The organism is Lysobacter tyrosinilyticus, assembly GCF_054779815.1.
Window position 1 is genome coordinate 48,628 of sequence record NZ_BAAGXN010000013.1, and the last position, 22,828, is coordinate 71,455.

Consider the following 22,828-nt stretch of genomic DNA (forward strand, 5'->3'; position numbering starts at 1 on the left):
TTCCTGGTGGCGATTAACGACGCTTCTTCGGCTTGGCCGGAGCGGCGGGTTGGGGTAGCGCGCTGACGGGCTTCGGAGCCACGGCCAGCGGGCAGACGAATTTCTTGCGCGGCCCGTCCAGACGTCCGCGCATGCGTTCGGTAAGGCTGAGCGCATTGCCGTTGAGGCGCCAGTCGTAGAGCACGCTGAAGGCGAGCACGCGAGCCACGTAATCGCGGGTTTCCTTGTAGCTGATCGTCTCGATCCAGAAATCCGGATCCATGCCCGGCCGTTGCGACTGCCAGCGCTCCAGCGGCGCCGGGCCGGCGTTGTAGCCGGCGATCGCCTGATACGGCTGGCCGCCGTATTTGTCGAGCATCTGCCGCAGATAGGCGCTGCCCAGGACGATGTTGGTATCCGGGTCGTACAGCGAATCCGCACCGCCCCACACCAGCCCGAGACTGCGCGCGACGTCGGCGCCGGTGCCCGGCAACAACTGCATCAGGCCCATCGCGTTGGCGCCCGAGCGCGCGCGCGGATCGAACACGCTTTCGGCGCGGATCTCACCGGCGATCCATGCGGGGTCGAGGCGATTGGTCGTGGCCTCGCGCCGGATGGTGGCGTCGTGGTGCAGCGGGAAACGCAGCATGTACAGACGTAACTCGTCCGGACGCGCTTCGCCGGCGGGTGTCTTGCCCAGCGCGAATACGGCGCGATCGAACCAGCCATTCGACTGCGCGACTTCGATAGCAAGTCGCCGCTGTACGTCATCGAAGCGGCTCAGCGCCTCGTCCCATTCGCGCGTGGCCCAGCCGCGGCGATCGATGCGGTACAGCGCCACCGCGCGCACGATCGCGGGATCGTGCGCGACCGCGTCGCGTTGCGCGTCGGTGTCCATCGGCAGCCATGGGCACAAGGTGTACGACGCATTGATGCGGTCGGCGGCGAGGAAGCCAAAAAACTCGGCCTTGTTGGCCGCCTCGCGATACAGCCGCTGCGCGGTCGGCTTGTCGTCTGTCAGCTCGGCCAGGCGTGCCTCGAAATACTGCCAGCGCGAATCGGCGCGCTGCTTCTCGCCCATCTTGCGAATCGCCGCGAGCGCGCCCGCCCAGTCCGAACGCGCCATCGCTTCGCGCACGCGCCACTCGTGCAGGCGCTCGTCGTAGGCGGCGTCGGGCACGGCGTTGAGGCGCTGCGCGGATTCGGGTTCGTACGACGCGACGGTCCACAGTGCGGCCTGGTACAGCACGCGGCCGCGGTCCTCGTCGGTGAATTCGAGTGCCTGTGCGTACTGTGGCAGTTGCGTCTCGGCCGCCAGCGGATCCGCCTTGGCCAGGCGCGCCAGCCCGTAGGAAGCGATGTGCCGGCTGCGTTCGGTCTTCGGCCAGTTGAGGGCGCGCGGGTGCACCGCTTCGATGTAGGCGGCGTAGTCGTTGGCCAGCGCGGCGTCCTCGCTGGACAGGCCTCGCGCGGCTTCGCGCATCACCGTCGGCTGCCATTCCGCGGCGGCCTTGTCGATGCGCTCCCAACGCAATTCCGCTGGCAGTCCGCCCTTCGCCGCGAGTGCCTCGAAGACCGCGTTGCAGTTGCCCGGCAGCGGGTTGGCGGCTTTGCGCCATAGGTTCTGCGCCTCGCCGATCCACTGCTCGTCGTCGCGACCCAGCGCCCGGCGCGCCTGCAACTGCGCGCAGCGCTGCTCGTTGTTCCTGCCGGAGGACGGCTTCCATGCGGCCAGCAGCGCGTTCCAGTCTTCGCGACGCGCGGTCTGCGCGATCCAGATGTCGCGGAAGGCTTCCGCGACGGCCTGGCCGTTGTAGCGCGTCAGGAAGGATTCGGCCTGCGTGGCGTTGAGCGAATCGATGTTACGACGCAGGCCTACGTATTCGATCCAGCCGTACAACGGATGCCGCGCCAGATCGCCATACGCGACGGCATCGAACTCGCCGCGCTCGGCGGCTTCGAGCGCCGCTTGCACGCGTACGAGTTGTGGATCGGCGGCAACCAGCGTGGTTGCGACGGGAGATGTAGGCGCCTGACTGGTCCAGCGCAACGACGACGTGCCGGAGACCGAAGGCAGGGCGGCGACCACGAAGGCCGTCAGCGTGGAGAGCAGAATGCGGGGGGGCATGGCGACCGACTATAGCCGAGGCAGGTGAACGGACGGTCGCTGAGCGATGCATCGATTGCCGCTTTGCAGTGCGATCGCGGTGCATGCGCAACGAACTCGGCATCGCTAGGATCGCCGCACTCATGTTTGCGAAGTGGAGCGTCCATGCTGGTGTCGTTGCTGTTGTTTCTCGCATTGGGTGCAGTAGCGGGCGTATTGGCCGGGCTGCTGGGTGTTGGTGGCGGCCTGGTGCTGGTGGCCGCGCTGACCTGGCTGCTGCCGAGCGTGGGTGTGCCGAAGGAAGCATCAATGCATGCGGCCCTAGCCAGTTCGCTCGCCAGCATCGTGCTGACCGCAGCGGCTTCGGCGCGTGCGCATCACCGTCGCGGCAGCGTGTTGTGGCCGACCGTGCGATGGATGGTGCCGGGGTTGCTGATTGGCGGCTGGCTGGGTAGCGGAATTGCGGTGCGCATCGATGGCGATGTGCTGCGTTGGATCGTCGCGACGTACTGCCTGATCGCGGCGGCGCAACTGCTGCTCAGTCGCACGCCGGCGGCAGATACCGGCGCCGTGGTCGTGCCCCGAGGCCCGTTGATGACCTTCGCCGGCAGCTTCATCGGCGCGGTCTCGGCCGTCGTGGGCATCGGCGGCGGCAGCATGACCGTGCCGCTGCTGGTCTGGCGCGGCGTGGTCCCGGTGCGGGCCGTCGGTACCTCGTCCGCGTGCGGTGTGGCCATCGGCATGGCCAGCGCAGTGGGCTATGCGCTGCATGCGCCGCATGGTGCACTGCCGCAATTCTCGGTTGGATATGTCTATCTGCCTGCAGCCATCGGCGTGGCCGCGGCGTCGGTATTCGCCGCCCCGTACGGCACGAAGCTGGCCCATCGGTTGGACGGCGGGAGCCTGAAGCGGGTGTTTGCGGGGTTCCTGGTGGTGGTCGCGACCAGCTTGCTCCTGGGTGGCTGAGGCCTTGTCCAAACTTGCCCGATCGATTTGCGGTACGGCACCCATGCCTTTGCCGCTTGTGTCCTTTTCACTATTTGTTTACAACTCGGAGGGCATGTCGCCGGCGAGCTCCTGCCGTACCGCCCCCGCCACGTGCCCCCGGCTATTCATAAGAAATTCCTAGGAGAGAGAGTTCATGAAAGCGCTGCGTTACCAACCTCTGACGAAGGCTATCCAGCTTTCGCTGCTCATCGGCCTGCCCGGCCTCGCCGCCGCACAGGACGCTCCGGCTCCTGCCGCTCCGGCCAACAAGGCCACCACGCTCGACACCATCACGGTGACCGGCACGCGCATCCGCCGCACCGACCTTGAGACCGCGAGCCCGGTGTTCCAGATCGACCGCCAGGCGATCGACAAGTCCGGCGCGCTCACCATCGGTGACTTCATCCAAGACGTGCCGTCGATGGCCGGCGCGGCTACCAACCCGTCGGTGAACAACGGCGGCGGCGCCGGTGCTGCGACCGTGTCGCTGCGCGGCCTCGGTGAAGTCCGCACGCTGCTGCTGCTCGACGGTCGCCGCATCGTCACCAACGACGTCAACTCGATCCCGATGTCGATGGTCGAGCGCGTGGAAATCCTGAAGGACGGCGCCTCCGCGCTGTACGGCTCCGACGCGGTCGGCGGCGTGGTCAACTTCATCCTGCGCAAGAGCATGGACGGTCTGTCGACGACCGCCAGCTACGGCATCAGCGACCACACCGATGGTGAGCGCGTCGGCCTGAGCGCCACGTTCGGTCACCAGGGCGAGCGCGGCGGCTTCATCGTCAGCGCCAACTACAACAACCAGCAGGAAATCACCGCGGCCGATCGCGCGTTCTCGAAGGACGCGAAGACTCTGGGTTCGGCGGCGACCACCTCGTCCCCGGGTACGCCGGGCGTGGTGAGCAACGGCTCCAGCCGCAGCCTCAACGGCCGCTACCGCGTGCCGAGCGCCGTCTCCGGCCTGCCGTGCTCGGCCGTGGCCCGCAACCCGGGCTCCACGGGCGCTTCGCGTAGCGACTACCACTGCTTCGGCGCCGCCGACCTGTTCAACTACCAGGCCGTCGGTAACCTCGAGCTGACCCCGCAGGAACGCATGGGTCTGTTCGTCACCGGCAACTACGACGTTACCGACAATGTCCAGGCTTACCTGGTCGCCTTCAGCAACCGCACCCGTTCGGCCAGCCAGATCGCTCCGCTGCCGTTCGACGGTCGTCCGGCGAACGACAACATCGAGATCTCGAACTACAACATCTACAACGTCTTCGGTAACCCGAACGCGCCGGTCAATCCTGCGACGGGCAAGTGCTTCACCACCGATCCCACCTGCGTCAACATCACCGACAGCCGCCTGCGTCTGGGCGCACTGGGCAACCGCCGCTTCGAGTTCTCGACCAAGGTCGAGCAGTTCCATACCGGCCTGAAGGGCGCGTTCGGCGAAACCAGCTGGCATTGGGACTTCGGCGTCAGCAACGGCCAGATCAATCAGGAATCGGCGTTCAAGGGCTACGTCAACTACGCCAACTTCGCGCCCGCGCTGGGCCCGTCGATGATGATCGGTGGCGTGCCGACCTGCGTACGCGTGCCGGGCGATGCCACCACGGCGATCGCGGGCTGCAACCCGGTCAACTTCTTCGGTAGCCAGGATCCGTCCACGGCCGAGGGCCAGGCCTTCGCCAAGGCGATGGCCCCGTACATCGTCAATCCGGTCAACAAGCTGAAGCAGCGCACCACCGGCATCGCGGCCAACGTCGACGGCGACCTGTTCGAAATGGGCGCGGGCATGGTCCAGGGCGCGTTCGGCTTCGAATTCCGCAAGGACAGCCTGACCTTCACCCCGGATCCGCTGGCGGTCATCAACGAGACGAACTACACCTGCGGCATCGCGTCCGAAGTGTGTGCGGCGGCGACCCATGGCGACCTGTCGGCCAAGGAGTTCTACGGCGAACTGTTCATCCCGCTGCTGGCGGATGCCCCGTGGGCCAAGTCGCTCAACCTGAGCGTGGGTACCCGCTTCTCCGACTACTCGCTGTTCGGCAACACCACCAACAGCAAGCTCGGCCTGGAATGGCGTCCGAACGAACAGCTGCTGGTGCGCGGCACCTACGCGGAAGTCTTCCGCGTGCCGACCATCACCGACCTGTACTCGGGCAAGTTCGCTTCGTCGGACGGTTTCAGCGATCCGTGCAATGGCTACACCAAGGCACCGACCGACCCGACCAACCCGGCCTGCGCCAACGTGCCGACCAACGGCACCTTCAAGCAGACCGATACCCAGCTGTCGGCGATCAAGGGCGGCAACAGCGACCTGGTGCCGGAAGAAGGCGACACCGTCACCATCGGTTTCGTGTACGAACCCAACTGGCTGCCGGGCTTCTCGACCGCGGTGGACCTGTGGAAGGTGCATCTGGACGAAACCATCGGCACGATCGGCACGCAGAACATCCTGAACACCTGCTTCGATCCCAACTTCAGCACCGCCGCGAATCCGTCCCCGCTGTGCTCGCTGTTCTCGCGTGACGCCAACGGCGAAATCATCCGCCTGTTCGACCTCAACGCCAACGTCGGCACCACCGACACCAAGGGCGTGGACATCGGCTTCCGCTACAACACCGATACCGCTTGGGGTCGCATCCGCGCCAACCTCGACACCACCTACGTCGCGCAGTACGACCAGGACATCATCTTCCAGGGTGACAAGGTCGGCGACCGCCACAACGCAGGCGGCTTCCTGTCGCCGGCCAACGGCGGCCTGGGTAACTACAGCCGCTGGCGCGGTCTGGCCAGCCTGACCTGGTCGCTGGGCAACTGGGACGCCCAGTGGACCACGCGCTACGTCGGTGGCTTCCACGTCGGTGGTTTCCGCACCAACGACACCTGCGCCAACCTGTTCTACAAGCCGGGTGACGAGCAGTGCCGCTTCGAAGTCGGTGCGCATACCTACCACAACGTGCAGGTGGGTTGGTCCTACGCGCCTTGGAACACCAAGATCCGCGTCGGTATCGACAACGCGTTCGACAAGCAGCCGTCGCTGCTGTACCAGAACAACACGCTCAACGGCAACATCGACGAGCGCACGTTCGACCCGATCGGCCGCTACTTCTGGACCAGCGTCACGGTCGACTTCAAGTAACGGTTGCTACACGTGTCACGAAGAGGCCGCGCGCAAGCGCGGCCTCTTTTTTTGTGCCCGAATCAGTGCGCGGTGTTGGCCGAGAGTTTCTGCCGCGCGCGCGAAGACCGCGCCTAGAACGGCGTGCGAAGGGGTTCGATGTATTGGCAGCCCAGCGGGCTGCGCTGGTCAGCTCAATCGATCGGCGAATAGCCGAAGTGACGCACCCACGGCGCCAGCGCCGCGATCGCCGCCGGATTGAAGTAATCGCGGTAGCGCTCCCAGCGTCCCACCGCCTTCGCGTTCACCTTTTCGATCACCTGGGTGTAGCTCGGTGTCTTGATCGCGCCCTTGCGGCTGGCGCGATCGGTGAAAGCGAGCAGGTCGGGCTGCCACGGCAAGCGCAGGTATTCGAACAGGCTTCGCGTGGTTGCTTCGGTGTCCGCGATCAGGTCTTCATTGCGCAACACGAACACAGGCCAGTGGAAATCGGCCTGCGCTGCCAGCCAATGGCTGAACACCTGGTCGTACATCCGCGCGGTGTTTTCGATCGTGTTGAAGTGCAAGGCCAACACCGGCGAACGGAAGTTCTGCATGTAGCAGCTCAGCACCACGTCGCAGGGGTGGCGGATCGCCAGCACGGTCTGTGCACGCGGGAAGATCGACTGCAGCAAAGGCAGGCGCACCATGTTGAGCGGGTTCTTGTCGACCGCGCGGCGGCCGCCGAGTCCGCTCACGACCCGGTTCACATCGCGGAAATAGACGCGCCGCAGTGTGTCGATCGTGGCGCCATCGAGGGCCTCCAGCGCCTCGCGTAGCGGGCGGCCGCTATCGGTGAGTTCGAGAACGAGTCGCTGCAGGAAGGGCTGCTCATCAAACGAAACCAGATCGGTATGCGCATCCAGCAGCTGCTCGAGCAGCGTAGTGCCCGAGCGCGGGAAGCCGACCACGAACACGGGATCCGTGGGGCCGTCGAGCACCGCGCCGGGTTCCCAGGCTGGTAGCTTCGGCAACGCTTGTTCGAGCAGCGCGGGCACGCTGGTATCGCTGGACAGCGAAGGATGCGCGACATCCACGAGCGCGCATTGGCCCTCATGGGCACGGGCGAACGCGGTCATGGCCGCGTCCGCCTCGCCGATCTTGGCGCGCGCTGCACCCAGGTCGAACCAATTGCTGGTTTGCGCGCTGGTCTGCGCGGGATAACGATCGATCATGTCCTGCAGCAGGGCCGCAGCACGGGCGTGATCGCCGGCACGGGCGGCCAGCTTGGCGTCCACCTGCTGCAACTTGTCACGTAGCGTGGCCCGGGCATCGTCCGGCAACGCCGGGAACTCGCGACGCAGCTGGATGGCTTCATCAAGCCGGTTGATGCGCTCCAGCGCCGAGATCAGTCCGATCTGGTAATCGGCGGACAACGCCGGATCCGCGGGCGGATTGCGGAAGATCGCGATCGCCTCTTCGTATTGATTGCCGCGAAGATAGAGATAGCCCAACTCCGAGCGCTGACCCGCATCCATCGGCAATTGGAGCAGGAGCGAAATTTCGGCGCCGGCCTGGGCCCACTGCTCGGTGGCCGCCAGGATGCTTGCGCGAAGCAGGCGCAGTTCCGCGTCCTGCGGCTCGTGCGCGATCGCCAGCTCGATGTGGCGCCGCGCCGATTCCACCGGTCCGCTGTACGCATACACCCGGGCCAGGCCGTAGTGCACGGCCGCATCGTCGGCGCCGAGTTTGCACGCCTGCAGCAGGGAAGGCTCGGCTTCGCTCTCGCGTCCGACTTCGCACAGGCAGTTGCCGAGGTTGGACCAGTGCTCGGGGACCTCCGGTTCGAGTTCGACCAGGCGCTGGTGCAGCGGCAGCGCTTCCAGGCCGCGTTGTTGCGCGCTCAGCGCCAAGGCCAGCAACAGCATCCAGCCCGGATGCGATGGCGTCTCGGCCAAGGCGGCGCGTGCCGATTCCTCCGCGTTTGCCGGCAGCCCTTCGCCAAGAAGCTGGAAACCGTCGGATAGCTGAAGCGCGATTTGGGGATGGGTGGAAGGCGACATGCGGCGGGTCGGCTAAGATGCCGAAAACTTGAGGATTGGGCTGCGGAACGGCCAGTCATCCGCCCACGCATGCAGTCGATCATACCCGTGCCGAACCCCACTTCAGCCAACTCCCTCGATCGCTTCGTGCAGGTCTACGACGACGCGCTGCCGGCCGCGCTGTGCCAGCGGATGATCGAATCCTTCCACACCCTCGCGCGCTTCCAGCGCCGCAACGGCGAGGGCGTCCGCGGCGGCCTCGACGACAGCGGCTGGACCGAGCTCGACATCAGCTCCCTCTCGGATGCGCAGTTCCAAAGCATGTTGCTCGCGAACATGCATGCGCACCTGGCGCGCTATGTGGAAGCCGTCGGCCTGACGATCCCGGTGCCGCTCGCGCAGCGCAACAGCGAGCTGATCATCAAGCGCTACCGCCCCGGTGGCGAGGATCGCTTCCAGCCGCATTTCGATTCGCTGGGCGAAGTGAGCAATCGCTACCTGGTGTTCCTGTGGTATCTCAACGACGTCGCCGAAGGCGGCGAAACCTCGTTTGTCGATCTCGGCATCGATGTCGCGCCTAAGGCTGGGCGGTTGCTGATGTTCCCGCCGTACTGGATGTTTCAGCACGCCGGCCGTGCGCCGGTGAGCAACGACAAATACATCCTCTCCACTTACTTCCTGTTCTGAGCGTGAAGGTGCCGTCCGTGGATCCCGTTCTCTCCACCGCCACGCGCCTGGTGTTTGCCGCCGATGCGGTATTGCGCTTCCAGCGTGGCCGCATGCTGATCCACACCACATCGGCCAAGGCCCCGTTCGTGACGGACCAGCCGGCGTTGATCGGCTGGCTCGCGCAATTCGCGCAACCGCTCGCCGTCGATGCGGCCCTGGCGGCATTGCCGGCGGGAACGCGCGAATTTGCAGCGCGCGCGCTGGACTACCTGCAGCAGAGCGGAGCACTGCGCGACGCCGCGCTGGCCACGACGGACGATGTCGAAGCCGCGCATGAACGCAGCCGCCAGCGCCTGTCCGCGCTGACCCAGGAGATCTACGGGTTGGGCTGCGACGTCGCTGGCTTCGGCCCACATGCCGAGACGGCGTTGCGTAGCAACGATGGCGCCGGGTTGGAGTCGCGATTGCAGGCCCTGCAGTCCGCGGTGGCCTCGCTGCGTGGCGAACTGGCCGCGCAGCGCGGGCCGTATCTGCGCGCGCAGCTGCAGGCGCTGGGCGTGGAGGACGGTGCGCGCGATCTCAAGCTGCACATCGGCTGCGGCCCCTGCCTGCTGCCGGGCTGGATCAATCTCGACGTGCATCCGGCGCCGCTGGCCACCAACGTGCTTTGGGGTTTGCCGTTCGCCGAGAGCAGCGTGCGCGTGGTGTACCTGTCGCATCTGCTCGAGCATCTGTTCTATCCCAACGACGTGATGCCGTTCCTTGGCGAGATCCTGCGCGTGCTCGAGCCCGCTGGCGTGGTGCGCATCGTCGTGCCGGACATCGCCCAGTGCATCGACGCCTACCAGCGCGACGACGCGCAGTTCTTCGCGGAGCGGCGCGAGCACTGGGGCGCGGGCGATGGGCAGACCACGCGGCTGGAGGATTTCCTCGCCTATGCCGGTGCGGGGCCGGATCCGGCCTGGTTGTTCCAAGCGCACAAGTTCGGCTACGACTTCGACACGCTGCGTCGCGCGCTGGAACGTGCCGGCTTCGGCGAGATCCAGTTGTCGCAGTTCAACGCGAGCCGCCATGCGGAGCTCCAGGTCGACGCCAACAGTGAAGTGGCCGGTGCGAGTCACGGCGGTCGCCACTATTCGCTCTTCGTCGAGGCGCGCAAGCCAGGAGACGGCGCATGAGCGCCGCCGTGTTGGCGCAGGCGCGCGCGTGGGCGCAGGCGGGCGATCCGCGCGCGCTGAGCGGATATCAGCAGGTGCTCGCGCAAGGCGAGTCCGTCGAGGCACGCGTCTTCATCGCGCGTGATGCGCTGGCGAAGGGGCACGCGGATTTTGCATTGGCTCACTTGCAACAGGCTTGCCAGCACGAACCCGGCAACGCCCTGTTGCTACGCCAACTGGCGGTCGCCTCCGAGGCGGCCGGCTATCCCGACGAGGCCCGCCAGGCGCTGCAATACGCGGTACGCATCGCGCCGGGGCTGTATATCGCGCATCTGCAGCTGGGCCGGCTGCTGGAACGGGCCGGTGATCGCATCGGCGCGATGCGCGCGTATTTCCGCGCGCTGAGCCGTGCGCAGCTCGAGGAAAAGTGGCTGGACGAGGCGAGCACACCGCCCGCATTGCGGCCGCAGGTGGCGCATGCGGCGGAGTTCGTGCGGGCCTCGCGGCCGGAGCTGCTGGCGCATCTGCTCGATCCGCTCATCGAGCGGCATGGGCGTGACGAGATGCGCCGGGTGGAGCGCGCGGTGCGCGGCTACCTCAAGCTCGATGACATCGTGCCGGCGAATGCGTTGCAGCAGCCCAAGTTTCTGTTCTTTCCCGACACGCCCAGTGCACCTTATTTTCGCCGCGAGGATTTCGACTGGATCGAGCGGCTGGAAAGCGAATGGCTTGCGATCCGCGAAGAAGCGCGCGCGGTCCTGGCCGAGCCCGCCACGCTCGCGCCCTTCCTGGACGCGCCCGCCAACGCCGACCTGAGTGAGTACCTGCAGGGCGAACAGAGTGTGGCGCCGCGCTGGGATGCATTCTTCTTCTATCGCCATGGCGTTGCGTTCGCCGACAACCACCGGCGCAGCCCGGCCACCGCGCGGGCGCTGGATTCGCTGCCGTTGCTGCGCATCGCCGAACACGCGCCGGAAGTATGTTTCTCGGTGCTGTCCGCCGGCACCCACATCCTCCCGCACCATGGCGTCACCAATCTGCGTGCGGTGGTGCATCTGCCGCTGATCGTACCCAGGGACTGCGCGTTGCGCGTCGGCGGCGAGATTCATGCTTGGCGCGAAGGCGAATGCGTCGGCTTCGACGACACTTGGCTGCACGAAGCCTGGAACCGCAGCGGCGAGACCCGCGTCATCCTGCTGATGGATGCGTGGAATCCGCATCTGAGCCTGCCCGAGCGCGATGCGATGACCGCCATCGTCGAGGGCATCGGCGACTTCAATCGCGGCCAGGTTTGAACGTGGATCGTTAGCCGCGCAATGCGTGCTCGGGTACGTCCAGCTCGAGCGATAGGGCCAGATGGTCCGATTGCGCCGCGGGCAGCGCGCGCGCGTGGTGACGGGTGAGGCCGTCGCCGAGCAGGATGTGGTCGATCGCACGCTGCGGACGCCAGCTCGGGAACGTGGGCACGGCATGCGCGGGCGGCTGCAGGCGGGTGCGGCGGAACAGCGCGGCCATTTCGGGCCGATCGATGTCGCAGTTGAAGTCGCCCATCAGCACCGCGTGCGGATGTTCGTGCAGTAGCTCGGCGATGAAGGACAGTTGCGAGGCGCGCGACTGCGCACCCAGCGAGAGATGCGCGACCGCGACAGTGAGCGAATCGGCATCGTCGCCGAAACGCGCCACCAGTACGCCGCGGCCGGCGATGCGGCCGGGCAGCGCGTGGTCGATCACTTCGACCGGTTCCAGTTTGCTGAGCAGGCCGTTCGCACTGGAAGCCACGCCGCCGACGCGACGGTTGGGCTGGTGGCTCCAGTAATGGAAGCCACCGCGTTGGGCGAGGTAATGCGTCTGGTTGGTGAAGCCGGACCGCAGGCTGCCCGGATCGCTTTCGTTGAGGCCGACGATGTCGTGCGTGCCGGCCAGCTGCGCGATCGTGTCGAGGCTGCCGTGCTTGTTGCCCAGCGGCAGCACGTGCGACCAGCTGCGCGTCGCGTAATCGCTGTAGCGACGCGTGCTCGAGCCGGCCTGGATGTTGGCGCTGAGCAGCTTCAGCCGGCGATGACCGGTCGCCTTGTGCATGGGGTCGCGGGCGCGGCTCAACCGCCGCGCGCCACGCGCTCCTTGGCGACCAGATGCGTGGTGATACGCAGCATGTCTTCCATGGTCTTGCCGGTCACGCGGTACTTGCCCGCGACGATGATGCCCGGGCTGCCGTCGACACCGGACTTCTGGATGAAGCTCAGGGCGTGCTGCATGCGCGCGTTGGTGTCGGCGCTGTCCATGGCCTGGGCAAACTTGGTCGGATCCACGCCGAACTTGCCGTAGAACGCGGCGATGCTCTGCGGCGTAGCCTGCATTGCATCGAGCGAGCCGTCGACGTGGATCGCGTTGAACAGCGCGACGTGGGTCTTCTCACGCAACCCGAGCGATTCCGCGGCGTAGAAGGCCTGCGCGAACGGTTTCGGATTGGCGCCGAAGGGGCCTGCCACGGGGACGAGCTTCACATCGGCCGGCTGGCGCGCGCTCCACGCTTCCAGCATCGGTTCGAAATGCGCGCAGTGCGGACAGGTATAGCTGAAGACCTCAGCGACTTCGATGCGGCCGTCGGCGGGCGCGAAGGGTTGGCCGCCGGCGATCTCGATGTAGTCGATGCCGGCCACCGGCGCGGGGCCGACCGGCGCATCCTGCGAGGCCGTGGGAGCAGACTCGCCGACTGTGGCGACTGCGGGGGTGGCGACTGCCGGTGCGGTAGCCGCCGGCGTTGAGGCGGCCGGGGGTTCGTTATGCCCGCCGCAGGCCGCGAGCGAGAGAAGGACGGATAGCAGCAAGGCCGGGCGCAGCATCATCGACAAATCTCCGGTAACGGTTCGAGTGGCGCGTGGCGCCATTGGACAAGGATAGCGAGGGCCCCGCGCAGGTTGCGTGCGCGCAGGGCGGGCCTGGATCAGCGGCGCGACTTCGCCGCCGCGCGCTCGCGGGCGACCAGCTGGTCGACCACGTGCAGCACGTCGTCCGGCTTGGCGGTGACGCGGTACTTGCCGGCGACGATCATGGTCGGCGTGCCTTCCACGCCGCTGCGCTGCAGGAAGGTCAGGGCTCGCTCCATCTGCGCCTCCACGCCAGGGCCGTTGAACGTGGCCAGGAAGCGCGCCGATTGCACGCCGAAGCGCGTGTAGAAGCTGGCAAGCTCGTCATCGCTCGGATTGCGCGGCAGCTCGCCGTCCTCGTGCAGGGCGCGGAATACCGCTTCGTGCGAGCGGTCGGCGATTCCCAGCGCCTTGGCCGCGAAATACGCCTTGGCATACGGCTCCCAATAGCCGCCGAAGGGCGCGGCGACCGGGGTGAACTTCACGTCCTTCGGGAGCTTGGCCTTCCAGGTCTGCACCGCCGGCTCGAAATGCGCGCAATGCGGGCAGGTGTAGCCGAACACTTCCACGACTTCGATGCGACCGGCGACCGGCTCGTACGGGGTGCCACCGTCGATGACTTCGTAGTCGGTGCCCTCGACGGGCGCCGCGGCAGGCGGGGCGGCTACGGCCGACAGGGGCAGCAGCAAGGCAAGCAGGAGGCTCAGTCGGAAGGTCATGTGCGTGAATTGTCGGGAGTGGAAACGAAAACGCCGACCGTGAAATCACGGTCGGCGTATTGAACAACGCGGGGCTGGTCTATGACCGCGCACCCGTGCGCAGGTTCAGGGCGCGTTCGTCAGTGAGTGGCGGCGGGTGCGGCCGCGACTTCGTCGGAAGTCGGGTGCAGGCCCTGCACGTAGCTGGCGAGCGAACCGATTTCCTCGTCGGTCAGCTGGTTGGCGACGCCGGCCATCACGTTGAACAGGTGCGGATCCTTCTGCGTGGTGGTGCCGGCGCGGTATTCCTGCAGGCGGCGCTGCACGTAGGCGGCCTGCTGGCCAGCGACGGCCGGGTAGGCCGGGCCAGGGTTGCCGGCGCCGACCGGACCGTGGCACGCCATGCAGGCCGGGATGCCGCGGGCCTTGTCGCCGCTGCGGAACAGCTGCTGGCCGACTTCGAAGAACTTCTTGTCCTTGTTCGGGCCGCTGGCGATCACGGTGTCGTCGGCGACGCCGCTACCGGCCTTCTGCATCGCGAAGTGGGCGCCCAGGTCACGGGCATCCTGCGCGCTGAGCGCGTCGGCGAACGGCTTCATCACCGCGGCCATGCCGGTGTTGCGCTCGCCGCTCTTGATCAGGGCGATCTGCTGGGCGATGTAGCGCTCCGGCATGCCGGCCAGGCGCGGGTACTGCGGATCGGTCGGATTGCCGTCGAGGCCGTGGCAGGCCGCGCAGGTGCCGGCCTTGGCGGCGCCGGCCTTGGCGTCGCCCCAGGTCGCCGGCTTTTCGACCAGCGGAGCGGTCTGCACGGGTGCGTTGTCCGGCACCGGGGTGACCGTGGCTTGGGCGAAGGCAACGGCGGCGGCTGCGAAAGCAGCGATACCGACGAGGCCGAGGACGCGGGCGTGACGCATGAGCTGGGCTCCGGGAAGTACTTGAGGGACGCCCGGATGCGGGCGCCGAAACCGCGAAATTATCGTTGCGCGGCGCAGGACGGTCAACGCGACGGGGATCGCGGATTGCGGGGGGCGGGCGATCTGGGCCATCTGGAGTGGGGGCCGGACTCCCGGAATGCGGCGCAGAAGCGCCGCCCGCCGCTGTCATCAGCCGCCCGCGCGGCATTGGCTGGGTCGCGTGCCGGGCTTCGTTGCTATCAGGCCGCTGCGGCGGCATCACCCTCGCCATACGTTGGGTTGGTCGCGGCGCCATGCGATCCTGTGTCGCTATGGCCACTACTGCCCCCAACCCGTTCGCCCGCGCCCGTTACCTGCTTTCGGCGCACAACCCCCGCCAGTTGCCGGCCGATACCGGCCTCGAAGTCGCCTTCGCCGGCCGTTCCAACGCTGGCAAGTCCAGCGCCCTGAATGCGATCTGCCAGCAGAACGCGCTGGCCCGCGTCTCCAAGACCCCGGGGCGGACCCAGCAGCTGGTGTTCTTCGACGTGCCGCCGACCACCGACAAGTTCCTGGTCGACCTGCCCGGCTACGGCTACGCCAAGGTCCCGCAGGAACTGCAGGCGCACTGGCAGGCCTTCATCGCGAGCTACTTCGCCACCCGCCAGGCCCTTCGCGGCCTGATCGTGGTGATGGACATCCGTCACCCGCTCAAGGACTACGACCGGCAGATGCTCGGCTACGCGGTGCAGCGTGAGATCCCGGCGCACGTGCTGCTGACCAAGGCCGACAAGCTCAGCCGCGGCGCGAGCATGAACACCCTGCAGGCGGTGCGGATGGAGCTATCGCGTGCGTTCGGCGACACGGTGGGCGTGCAGGCCTTCTCGGGCGAGTCGAAGCAGGGCGTCGACGAGGCGCGGGCGGTACTGGGGCGCTGGTTGGAGTTCTAGCGCCATCACCTTGTCATCCTGCGTACTCCGGATGACGAATGGGCGTTACGCGTCGGCATCCCGCAACCGCGGATCCATCCACCCGCGCAGCACGTCCACCAGCGTGTTGATCAGCACGATCAGCGCGCCCACCACCAGCACCACACCCAGCACCAGGGTGTAGTCGCGGTTGAGCGCGCCCTGTACGAAGTAGCGGCCCATGCCCGGGATTCCGAACACCTGTTCGACGACGGCCGAACCGGTGACCACGTTGATGAGGGCCGGCGACAGCCACGCGACCACCGGCAACAGCGCGGGCTTCAGAGCATGCGTGAACAGCAATCGCGTTTCCGACAGCCCGCGCGCGCGTGCCGCGCGCAGGTATTCGGCGGAAAGCGTTTCCAGCATCGAGGCGCGGGTGAGGCGCGCGCAGTAGGCGAGGTTGGGCAGCGCCAATGCGACGACCGGGAGCACGACATTGCGCCATTCGCCCCAGCCACCGGCCGGCAGCCAATGCAAGGTCACCGCGAACAACAACACCAGCAGCGGTGCGGCCACGAACTTCGGGACCGCGAGCCCGAGCCCGGCGATGAACATCAGCACGCGATCGAGCCACCGTCCTGCATGCAGCGCCGACCAGATCCCCAGCGGGATGCCGAGCGCGAGCGCGAGTAGCAGCGCCAGTCCGCCATTGAGTGCGGATACCGGCAAGGCATTCGCCACCAGCTGGTTGACCGTGTAATCCGGGTACTGGAACGACGGCCCCAGATCCCCGCGCGCGACATCGCCCAGCCATGCGCCGTATTGCGCCAGCAGTGGCCGGTCGAGCCGGTATTGCGCGGCAAGCGCGGCCTGCACTTCCGGCGGTGCGGCCTTCTCCGCGTCGAAGGGGCCACCAGGAGCGGCGCGCAGCAGCACGAAGCACAGCGTGGCGAGCAACCACAGGGTGATCAGCGCTTCGAGCAGGCGCGAGGCGAAGCGTTTCATGCGCAGACCAGGCGAACGCAACTGTCGTCATCCCGGCGTACGCCGGGATCCAGCTTTGGATTTCCGGATTGAGATGGCACGTCAGGTAACGGTAACGGCTGGATCCCGGCGTACGCCGGGATGACGAAGTCGTAGGACGGGGGCGGCATCTTTCCTGGTGTCATCGCGCAGCCTCCAACGACAGCCATCGGCTGGCATGCCGATCCAGCGCATTGGCTTCGTAACCGTGCACGCGCGGACTGACCAAATGCTTGGAGGTGTAGAAGTACAGCGGCACCACCGCGTCGCTGTTCAACAAACGCTGTTCGGCCGCACGCAGCCAGGCATTACGCGCGGCTTCGGTGCTTGCGGCATCCGCCTTGGCCAGGCGCTCGCGGAAGCCGGCGTCGTCGTAACCCGTCCAGTTCAACGGTCCGTCGCTGCCGAATGCGGCCAGGAAGTTGCGCGCATCGGGCACATCGGCGATCCAGCCACCGCGGAACACCTGCGTGATCACGCGCTGCTTGCGGTTGCTCACAAACACCTTCCACTCCTCGTTGCGCAGTCGCACCTGTGCGCCCAGCACTTCGCGCCACATCGCCGCGACCGCGAGCGCCATGCGTCGGTGCGGCGTGGAGGTGTTGTAGCGCAGCTCGATCACCAGCGGGTGTAGCGATGAATAGCCGGCCGCGCGGTACAGCGTGCGTGCCCGCGCTTCGCGTTGCGCCTGCGTGAGTCGAGACCACGGTGCCGAAGCCGGCGTGTAGCCGGTGATGCCCGGCGGCACGATGCCGTAGCCGGGGCGCTCACCGAAGCCGGTGATGTAACGGGTCAGCTTGTCGCGATCCACCGCCAGCGCGAGCGCGCGACGCAACTGCGGATCATCGCGCAAGGGCGGCTGGGTCAGGTTCATGCCGAGCCAGAACGCGCCCAGGTACGGCGAGATCCGCAGTTGCGATCCGAAGCGCGCACGCAGCGCGTCCAGCGGTTGTGGCGGGACCACTTCGGTCAGATCCAGGTCGCCGGCGGCGTAGCGTTGCAGCTCGGCGGCGGCGTCCTCGGTGACCTGGAAGCGCACGCGTTCGATCGCGACCTCGCGCGCGGCATGGAAGCGCGCGTTGCGTTCGACCATCAGGTTCGCCTGCGGCGTCCAGGCAACGAGCCGGTAGGCACCGTTCGACACCAGCTGTCCCGGCCGCGTGTGCTGCGCACCGAACCGCGCCACCGCAGGCAGGTACACCGGAAACGCGATCGGCAGCGTGAGCAGCGCCGGCAGTGGCGCGCTGCGATCCATGGTGAACACGACCGTGCGCGCATCCGGCGCGGTCACACCCAATGCGGTCGGCGGCATCTCGCCGGCCTGCACCGCGCGGGCGTTGTGCAGGGCATCGAACAACTCGCCGAACGGCGCCGCCGTGGCTGGCGCGAACGCGCGCTGGAAGCTCGCCACGATCTGCGGCGCATCCAGCGCCTCGCCATTGCTCCAGCGCAGGCCTTCGCGCAGGACGAAGGTCCAGGTGCGGCCATCGGGCGAAACCGTCCAGCGCTGCGCCATGCCCGCAATCAGCCGCCCATGGGCATCCTCGGTTACCAGGCCCTCGTAGAGGTCGCGCAGCACGTTGCCGCACGCGACTTCCTGGCAGCGATGCGCGTCGAGGGTGGCGGGTTCGGGGCCATTGCCGCGTTCAAGCGTCGTGGCAGGCACGGCGGCCGCGGGCAGCGCCAGCAACAGGGCCAGACCACACTGTTGCAGGACGGACATTGTCGAAGGCAAGTCGGGCTCTACACTGCTGCGGTCGCCGATTGTAGGGCGGGTCTTGACCCGCCATAGCACCGTTGCGATGCCGACTACCGGAACGGCGGGTCAAGACCCGCCCTACGCAACGATTGCGATGCGCGGGCAGCGGCCCCATATCGTCCTGAGCAGCACACGGAAGAGAGCAGCACACCCCATGTCGAGCCCGAGCAACGTCGCCGAATCCCCGATCACCGACCGCCGCGAGCTGGTCGAATACATGGCCAGCGGCAGCAAGCCGCGCGCGGACTGGCGCATCGGCACCGAGCACGAAAAATTCGGCTTCCGCCTCGACGACCTGCGGCCGCCGACCTTCGCCGGCGATCGCGGTATCGAAGCGCTGCTGACCGGCCTGACCCGCTTCGGTTGGACGCCGGTGCAGGAGCATGGACGCACCATCGCCCTGACCCGCGACAGCGCCTCGGTGACGTTGGAACCCGCCGGCCAGCTCGAGCTCTCCGGCGCGCCGCTCGAGAACATCCACGAGACCTGCCGCGAAACCAACCAGCACCTCGACGAGGTGAAGACGGTTGCGCAGGAGTTGCAGCTGGGCTTCCTCGGCATGGGCTTCCAGCCCAAGTGGACGCGCGAGGAGATGCCGTGGATGCCCAAGGGCCGTTACAAGATCATGCGCGCCTACATGCCCAAGCGCGGCGATCTCGGCCTGGACATGATGACCCGCACCTGCACGGTCCAGGTCAATCTCGACTTCAGCGATGAAGCCGACATGGTGAAGAAATTCCGCGTGTCGCTGGCGCTGCAGCCGATCGCGACGGCGCTGTTCGCCGATTCACCGTTCACCGAAGGCAAGCCGAACGGTTACCTCTCCTATCGCTCGCACATCTGGACCGACACCGATCCGGATCGCACCGGCATGCTCGACTTCGTGTTCGAAGACGGCTTCGGCTTCGAGCGTTATGTCGACTACCTGCTCGACGTGCCGATGTATTTCTCGTATCGCGATGGCGAATACATCGATGCGAGCGGCAAGTCATTCCGCAAGTTCCTGCGCGGCGAGCTGGACGTGCTGCCGGGCGCACTGCCGACGTTGCGTGACTGGTCGGATCACATGACCACCGCGTTCCCGGAAGTGCGCCTGAAGAAGTATCTGGAAATGCGCGGCGCCGATGGCGGCCCGTGGAACCGCTTGTGTGCGTTGCCAGCGTTCTGGGTCGGCCTTTTGTACGACGACACCGCGCTCGATGCGGCGTGGGACTTGGTCAAGGATTTCAGCCTCGCCGAACGCAATGCGTTGCGTGATGGCGTGCCGAAGCACGCGCTGAAGCTGCCATTCCGCAATGGCACGTTGCGCGACCTCGCGCTGGAAGCGCTGAAAATCTCCGTCGCCGGCCTGCAGCGTCGCGCCCGCCTCAACCGCCACGGCGTCGACGAGAGCCGCTTCCTCGAGCCGCTGATCGAATTCGCCGAGGCCAACGAAACGCCGGCCGAACGCAAGCTCGCGCTGTTCCATGGCGAGTGGGGCGGCAACATTGATCATGTGTTCCGCGAGTTTGCGTACTGATATTCCAGCTGATCTCCCTCGCCCCGCTTGCGGGGAGAGGGTGCCCGAAGGGCGGGGGAGGGGTGGCGAGCGCAGCGAGCTGCCTTTGTTGTTGCTCTTGCTCTTCGCTGGGACCAAGCAAGAAGAAGCTCGCTACGCTCGCTCCCCCTCATCCGCCCTGCCCTCCGCGGGCTATCGCCCGCTACGACCTTCTCCCCGCACGCGGGGAGAAGGACAACTAGATCGTTGCACCTGAAATCATGCTGCCACGCAGCATGATCCCGCCCTAGACTCGCGGCATGAGCCTGCCTGCGATGAACACCGAGCCCCTGCGCACCGTCGACTTCGCGCCGAACGACGTGTTGCTGCGCGAAGACGTCAACATGCTCGGTGCGCTGGTCGGCGAGATCCTGGCCGAGCAGCGATCGCCCGAATTTCTCGAGGAAGTCGAACGCCTGCGCCGCACGGCGATCCGGCGCCGCGAAACCAACGCCCCGGTCGCCGAGTTGGCCCAGGCGCTGGAAGGCATCGAACTGGATCATGCCGCCGACCTGGTGCGCGCCTTCGCCACCTACTTCCAGGCGGTGAACATCGCCGAGCGGGTGCATCGCATCCGTCGCCGACGCGACTACGAACGCCAGGGCGCGGCACCGCAGCCAGGCGGGCTGCGCGACGTACTCACGGGATTGGCACGGCAAGGCGTGAGTCGCGATGAACTGCTCGCGCTGCTGCCGCGGTTGCGGGTCGAACCCGTGTTCACCGCGCATCCCACCGAAGCGGTGCGTCGTGCCCTGCTCAAGAAGGAACGCGTGATCGTCGCGAGCCTGGTCGCGGATATCGACCGCGGCCGCACTCCCGCCGAACGCCGCGCCGATCGCGAACGCATCCGCCTCGCATTGACCACCAGCTGGCAGACCGCCGAAGCACCTTCGGCCAAGCCCAGTGTCGCGGACGAGTTCCAGCACGTCGGCTATTACCTGTCGGACGTGCTGTACCGCGTGTTGCCGGTGTTCTACGAAGTGTTCGAGGACGCATTGCGCGAGGCCTACGCCGAAGCCCGGGTGCCGGACGTGCTCGGCTTCGGTAGTTGGGTCGGCGGTGACATGGATGGCAATCCCAACGTCGGAGCGGACACCATCGCCAGCACGCTGGCGGGCCAGCGCACGCTGGTGCTCGCCGCGTATCGTCGCGACCTGCTTTCGCTGGGCGAGGCGCTGAGCCAGTCGCTGACCCGCGTGGGCGTGTCGGAGGCGCTGTCGGCCCGCATCGAGTTCTATCGCGAACGCATGCCGGCCGCAACAGCGAAGCTGCGGCCGCGCCATGCCGACATGCCGTACCGCAAGCTGCTCACCTTCATCTTCGAACGCCTGTGGGCGACGCAGCACGAGGAGCCGGAAGGTTACGCCGATGCCGCCGAATTCGAGGCCGACATTGCCTTGATCGAAGACAGTCTGCATGCGCATCGCGGCGAGCACGCGGGTGGCTTCGCAGTGCGCCGGCTGCGCCGGCGAGTCGCCTGCTTCGGTTTCCATCTCGCCAGCCTCGACCTGCGCCAGGATTCGGCGACACATGACGCGGCGATCGCGGCGCTGATCGGCGACGACGAGTGGAGCGCGCGCAACGTTGCCGAGCGCACATCGCGGCTGCACGTTTTGCTGCGCGGCGACGTAACGCTTGCGGCGTCCGGTAATGCTACGTCGCAAGCTGTACTTGACGTTTTCCGCGCCGTTTCCAGGCTGCGCCCACGCTACGGCGAACGCGCCTTCGGGCCCTACATCATCAGCATGAGCCGCAGCGCCGCGGATGCGCTGGCGGTGCTGGCCCTCGCGCGTCTGGCCGGCTGCGTCCTTCGACAGGCTCAGGATGATCGGTCGGACGGAGTCGTACCGCTCGACATCGCACCGCTGTTCGAAACCGTCGACGATCTCGACGCCGCGGCCGACACGCTGCGCGCATTGTTCGCCGATCCGCTGTACCGCCAACACCTGGCTGCGCGTGGCGGCCGCCAGATCGTGATGCTGGGCTATTCCGACAGCGCCAAGGATGGTGGCCTGGTGGCTTCGCGCTGGGCCCTGCAGCAGACCCAGGTCGCGTTGACCCGACTGGCTCAGGATAGTGGCGTGCAGATCGCGTTCTTCCACGGTCGCGGTGGCTCGATCAGCCGCGGTGGCGGCAAGACCGAGCGTGCGGTGATCGCCGCGCCGCGCGGTTCCGTCGACGGCTATCTGCGCGTGACCGAACAGGGCGAAGTGATCCACCGCAAATACGGCATCCGCGCGCTCGCGCTGCGCAATCTCGAACAGGCCACCGGCGCGGTGCTGCGCGCGACTCTGCGTCCACGCGGGGCCGAACCACGCGAGGAGCGCTGGCGCGCGATCGCGTCCGAACTCGCCGGCGATGCACGCGCGCACTACCGCGCGCTGGTGCACGAGGACGATGACTTCCCCGCGTACTTCCGCGCGGCCACCCCGATCGACGTGATCGAGCGCCTGCGCATCGGCTCGCGGCCGAGCAAGCGTGCCGGCGGTGTCGGCGTGGTGCGGCCGCCGGGCATCGCGTCGCTGCGCGCGATCCCGTGGGTGTTCGCCTGGGCGCAGAACCGTTCCGGCCTGACCGCGTGGTACGGCGTGGGCACCGCGTTGCAACGCGCGCTGCAGCAGCATGGGCGCGAGCCCCTGGCCGAGATGGCGCGCGACTGGCCGTTCTTCACCACGCTGATCGACGATGTCGAAATGGTGCTGGCGAAATCGGACCTGGGCATCTTCGAGCGCTATTCGCTGTTGGCCGGCGAGCGGCATGCACGCTTCCATCCGGGGATAGCCGCCGAATTCGAACGCACGCGCGAGGCGGTGTCCGCGATCAAGGGCAGTGCGGCGCTGCTTGCCGACGATCCGCGCCTGCGCCAGTCGATCCGCCTGCGCAATCCCTACGTCGATCCAATCAGCATGCTGCAGGTCGATCTGCTTGCGCGCTGGCGCGCCGGGGGCAGCGAAGACGAAGCACTGCTGCAGTCGCTGATCGCGACGGTCAACGGCATCGCGGCCGGCATCCAGAACACCGGCTGATCGGCATTTGTAGAGCCGAGCCTGCTCGGCTGCTCTTCGCGACCCGGCCAAAAACAAAAGCGCCGAGCAGGCTCGGCGCTAC

General features: G+C 67.1%; 16 protein-coding genes. 8 read left to right on the top strand and 8 right to left on the bottom strand.

Annotated features, from left to right (window positions below):
- Positions 1 to 13: 13 nt before the first annotated feature.
- On the bottom strand, positions 14 to 2,107 hold the full coding sequence (locus ACYVGK_RS14920) for a lytic transglycosylase domain-containing protein (protein WP_460735094.1): 2,094 nt from the start codon (positions 2,105 to 2,107) through the stop codon (positions 14 to 16).
- A 144-nt stretch (positions 2,108 to 2,251) separates the two neighbouring features.
- Between ACYVGK_RS14920 and ACYVGK_RS14925 the strand changes: the two genes are divergently transcribed.
- Both ACYVGK_RS14925 and ACYVGK_RS14930 read left to right on the top strand, forming a co-directional pair.
- Positions 2,252 to 3,052, top strand: a complete 801-nt coding sequence (locus tag ACYVGK_RS14925) for a sulfite exporter TauE/SafE family protein (protein WP_460735096.1) — start codon at positions 2,252 to 2,254, stop codon at positions 3,050 to 3,052.
- Between the two features lie 175 nt (positions 3,053 to 3,227).
- On the top strand, positions 3,228 to 6,203 hold the full coding sequence (locus ACYVGK_RS14930) for a TonB-dependent receptor plug domain-containing protein (protein WP_460735098.1): 2,976 nt from the start codon (positions 3,228 to 3,230) through the stop codon (positions 6,201 to 6,203).
- Positions 6,204 to 6,376: 173 nt separating this feature from the next.
- Here ACYVGK_RS14930 and ACYVGK_RS14935 read toward each other — a convergent pair whose 3' ends face one another.
- A complete protein-coding gene (locus tag ACYVGK_RS14935) occupies positions 6,377 to 8,224 on the bottom strand; it encodes a tetratricopeptide repeat-containing sulfotransferase family protein (protein WP_460735100.1) in 1,848 nt (615 codons plus the stop codon).
- An 87-nt stretch (positions 8,225 to 8,311) separates the two neighbouring features.
- Here ACYVGK_RS14935 and ACYVGK_RS14940 point away from each other — a divergent pair, with 87 nt between their 5' ends.
- The 3 genes from ACYVGK_RS14940 to ACYVGK_RS14950 are packed head-to-tail and all read left to right on the top strand — an operon-like array spanning position 8,312 to position 11,324.
- The gene (locus ACYVGK_RS14940; protein WP_460735102.1) at positions 8,312 to 8,890 is read left to right on the top strand and encodes a 2OG-Fe(II) oxygenase family protein; all 579 of its coding nucleotides are present in this window, start codon (positions 8,312 to 8,314) and stop codon (positions 8,888 to 8,890) included.
- 17 nt (positions 8,891 to 8,907) lie between these two features.
- The gene (locus tag ACYVGK_RS14945) at positions 8,908 to 10,050 is read left to right on the top strand and encodes a class I SAM-dependent methyltransferase (protein ID WP_460735104.1); all 1,143 of its coding nucleotides are present in this window, start codon (positions 8,908 to 8,910) and stop codon (positions 10,048 to 10,050) included.
- Positions 10,047 to 11,324: an aspartyl/asparaginyl beta-hydroxylase domain-containing protein gene (locus ACYVGK_RS14950; protein ID WP_460735106.1), complete on the top strand. Its 1,278-nt coding sequence runs from the start codon at positions 10,047 to 10,049 to the stop codon at positions 11,322 to 11,324. Before ACYVGK_RS14945 ends, ACYVGK_RS14950 begins: the two co-directional genes overlap by 4 nt.
- Before the next feature lie 10 nt (positions 11,325 to 11,334).
- Here ACYVGK_RS14950 and ACYVGK_RS14955 read toward each other — a convergent pair whose 3' ends face one another.
- The 4 genes from ACYVGK_RS14955 to ACYVGK_RS14970 form a co-directional block, all read right to left on the bottom strand.
- The gene (locus tag ACYVGK_RS14955; RefSeq protein ID WP_460735620.1) at positions 11,335 to 12,075 is read right to left on the bottom strand and encodes an endonuclease/exonuclease/phosphatase family protein; all 741 of its coding nucleotides are present in this window, start codon (positions 12,073 to 12,075) and stop codon (positions 11,335 to 11,337) included.
- Positions 12,076 to 12,125: 50 nt separating this feature from the next.
- Positions 12,126 to 12,875: a thiol:disulfide interchange protein DsbA/DsbL gene (locus tag ACYVGK_RS14960; protein ID WP_460735108.1), complete on the bottom strand. Its 750-nt coding sequence runs from the start codon at positions 12,873 to 12,875 to the stop codon at positions 12,126 to 12,128.
- Between the two features lie 98 nt (positions 12,876 to 12,973).
- Positions 12,974 to 13,615, bottom strand: a complete 642-nt coding sequence (locus tag ACYVGK_RS14965; RefSeq protein WP_460735110.1) for a thiol:disulfide interchange protein DsbA/DsbL — start codon at positions 13,613 to 13,615, stop codon at positions 12,974 to 12,976.
- Between the two features lie 119 nt (positions 13,616 to 13,734).
- Positions 13,735 to 14,511, bottom strand: a complete 777-nt coding sequence (locus tag ACYVGK_RS14970) for a c-type cytochrome (RefSeq protein WP_460735112.1) — start codon at positions 14,509 to 14,511, stop codon at positions 13,735 to 13,737.
- Between the two features lie 311 nt (positions 14,512 to 14,822).
- Here ACYVGK_RS14970 and yihA point away from each other — a divergent pair, with 311 nt between their 5' ends.
- Positions 14,823 to 15,440, top strand: a complete 618-nt coding sequence (yihA, locus tag ACYVGK_RS14975) for a ribosome biogenesis GTP-binding protein YihA/YsxC (RefSeq protein ID WP_460735114.1) — start codon at positions 14,823 to 14,825, stop codon at positions 15,438 to 15,440.
- A gap of 45 nt (positions 15,441 to 15,485) precedes the next feature.
- On the opposite strand, the gene ACYVGK_RS14980 is transcribed toward yihA, so the two are convergent.
- Together ACYVGK_RS14980 and ACYVGK_RS14985 are read right to left on the bottom strand one after the other, a co-directional pair.
- A complete protein-coding gene (locus ACYVGK_RS14980) occupies positions 15,486 to 16,406 on the bottom strand; it encodes an ABC transporter permease subunit (RefSeq protein ID WP_460735116.1) in 921 nt (306 codons plus the stop codon).
- Between the two features lie 160 nt (positions 16,407 to 16,566).
- Positions 16,567 to 18,147, bottom strand: coding sequence for a peptide ABC transporter substrate-binding protein (locus ACYVGK_RS14985; RefSeq protein ID WP_460735118.1), 1,581 nt, complete (start codon positions 18,145 to 18,147; stop codon positions 16,567 to 16,569).
- A gap of 130 nt (positions 18,148 to 18,277) precedes the next feature.
- Here ACYVGK_RS14985 and ACYVGK_RS14990 point away from each other — a divergent pair, with 130 nt between their 5' ends.
- Entirely contained in the window at positions 18,278 to 19,702 is a 1,425-nt protein-coding gene (locus ACYVGK_RS14990; protein ID WP_460735622.1) for a glutamate--cysteine ligase, read from the top strand.
- Positions 19,703 to 19,980: 278 nt separating this feature from the next.
- Positions 19,981 to 22,746: a phosphoenolpyruvate carboxylase gene (gene ppc, locus ACYVGK_RS14995; protein WP_460735120.1), complete on the top strand. Its 2,766-nt coding sequence runs from the start codon at positions 19,981 to 19,983 to the stop codon at positions 22,744 to 22,746.
- The last annotated feature ends 82 nt before the right edge of the window (positions 22,747 to 22,828 follow it).

Bases quoted from the DNA above. Each gene is read 5' to 3' on its own strand.
- ACYVGK_RS14925 (WP_460735096.1), top strand. From the start codon at position 2,252: ATGCTGGTGTCGTTGCTGTTGTTTCTCGCATTGGGTGCAGTAGCGGGC.
- ACYVGK_RS14920 (WP_460735094.1), bottom strand. From the start codon at position 2,107: ATGCCCCCCCGCATTCTGCTCTCCACGCTGACGGCCTTCGTGGTCGCC.
- ACYVGK_RS14950 (WP_460735106.1), top strand. From the start codon at position 10,047: ATGAGCGCCGCCGTGTTGGCGCAGGCGCGCGCGTGGGCGCAGGCGGGC.
- yihA (WP_460735114.1), top strand. From the start codon at position 14,823: ATGGCCACTACTGCCCCCAACCCGTTCGCCCGCGCCCGTTACCTGCTT.
- ACYVGK_RS14985 (WP_460735118.1), bottom strand. From the start codon at position 18,147: ATGTCCGTCCTGCAACAGTGTGGTCTGGCCCTGTTGCTGGCGCTGCCC.
- ACYVGK_RS14990 (WP_460735622.1), top strand. From the start codon at position 18,278: ATGCGCGGGCAGCGGCCCCATATCGTCCTGAGCAGCACACGGAAGAGA.
- ACYVGK_RS14960 (WP_460735108.1), bottom strand. From the start codon at position 12,875: ATGATGCTGCGCCCGGCCTTGCTGCTATCCGTCCTTCTCTCGCTCGCG.
- ACYVGK_RS14935 (WP_460735100.1), bottom strand. From the start codon at position 8,224: ATGTCGCCTTCCACCCATCCCCAAATCGCGCTTCAGCTATCCGACGGT.
- ACYVGK_RS14970 (WP_460735112.1), bottom strand. From the start codon at position 14,511: ATGCGTCACGCCCGCGTCCTCGGCCTCGTCGGTATCGCTGCTTTCGCA.
- ACYVGK_RS14980 (WP_460735116.1), bottom strand. From the start codon at position 16,406: ATGAAACGCTTCGCCTCGCGCCTGCTCGAAGCGCTGATCACCCTGTGG.
- ACYVGK_RS14930 (WP_460735098.1), top strand. From the start codon at position 3,228: ATGAAAGCGCTGCGTTACCAACCTCTGACGAAGGCTATCCAGCTTTCG.
- ppc (WP_460735120.1), top strand. From the start codon at position 19,981: ATGAGCCTGCCTGCGATGAACACCGAGCCCCTGCGCACCGTCGACTTC.
- ACYVGK_RS14965 (WP_460735110.1), bottom strand. From the start codon at position 13,615: ATGACCTTCCGACTGAGCCTCCTGCTTGCCTTGCTGCTGCCCCTGTCG.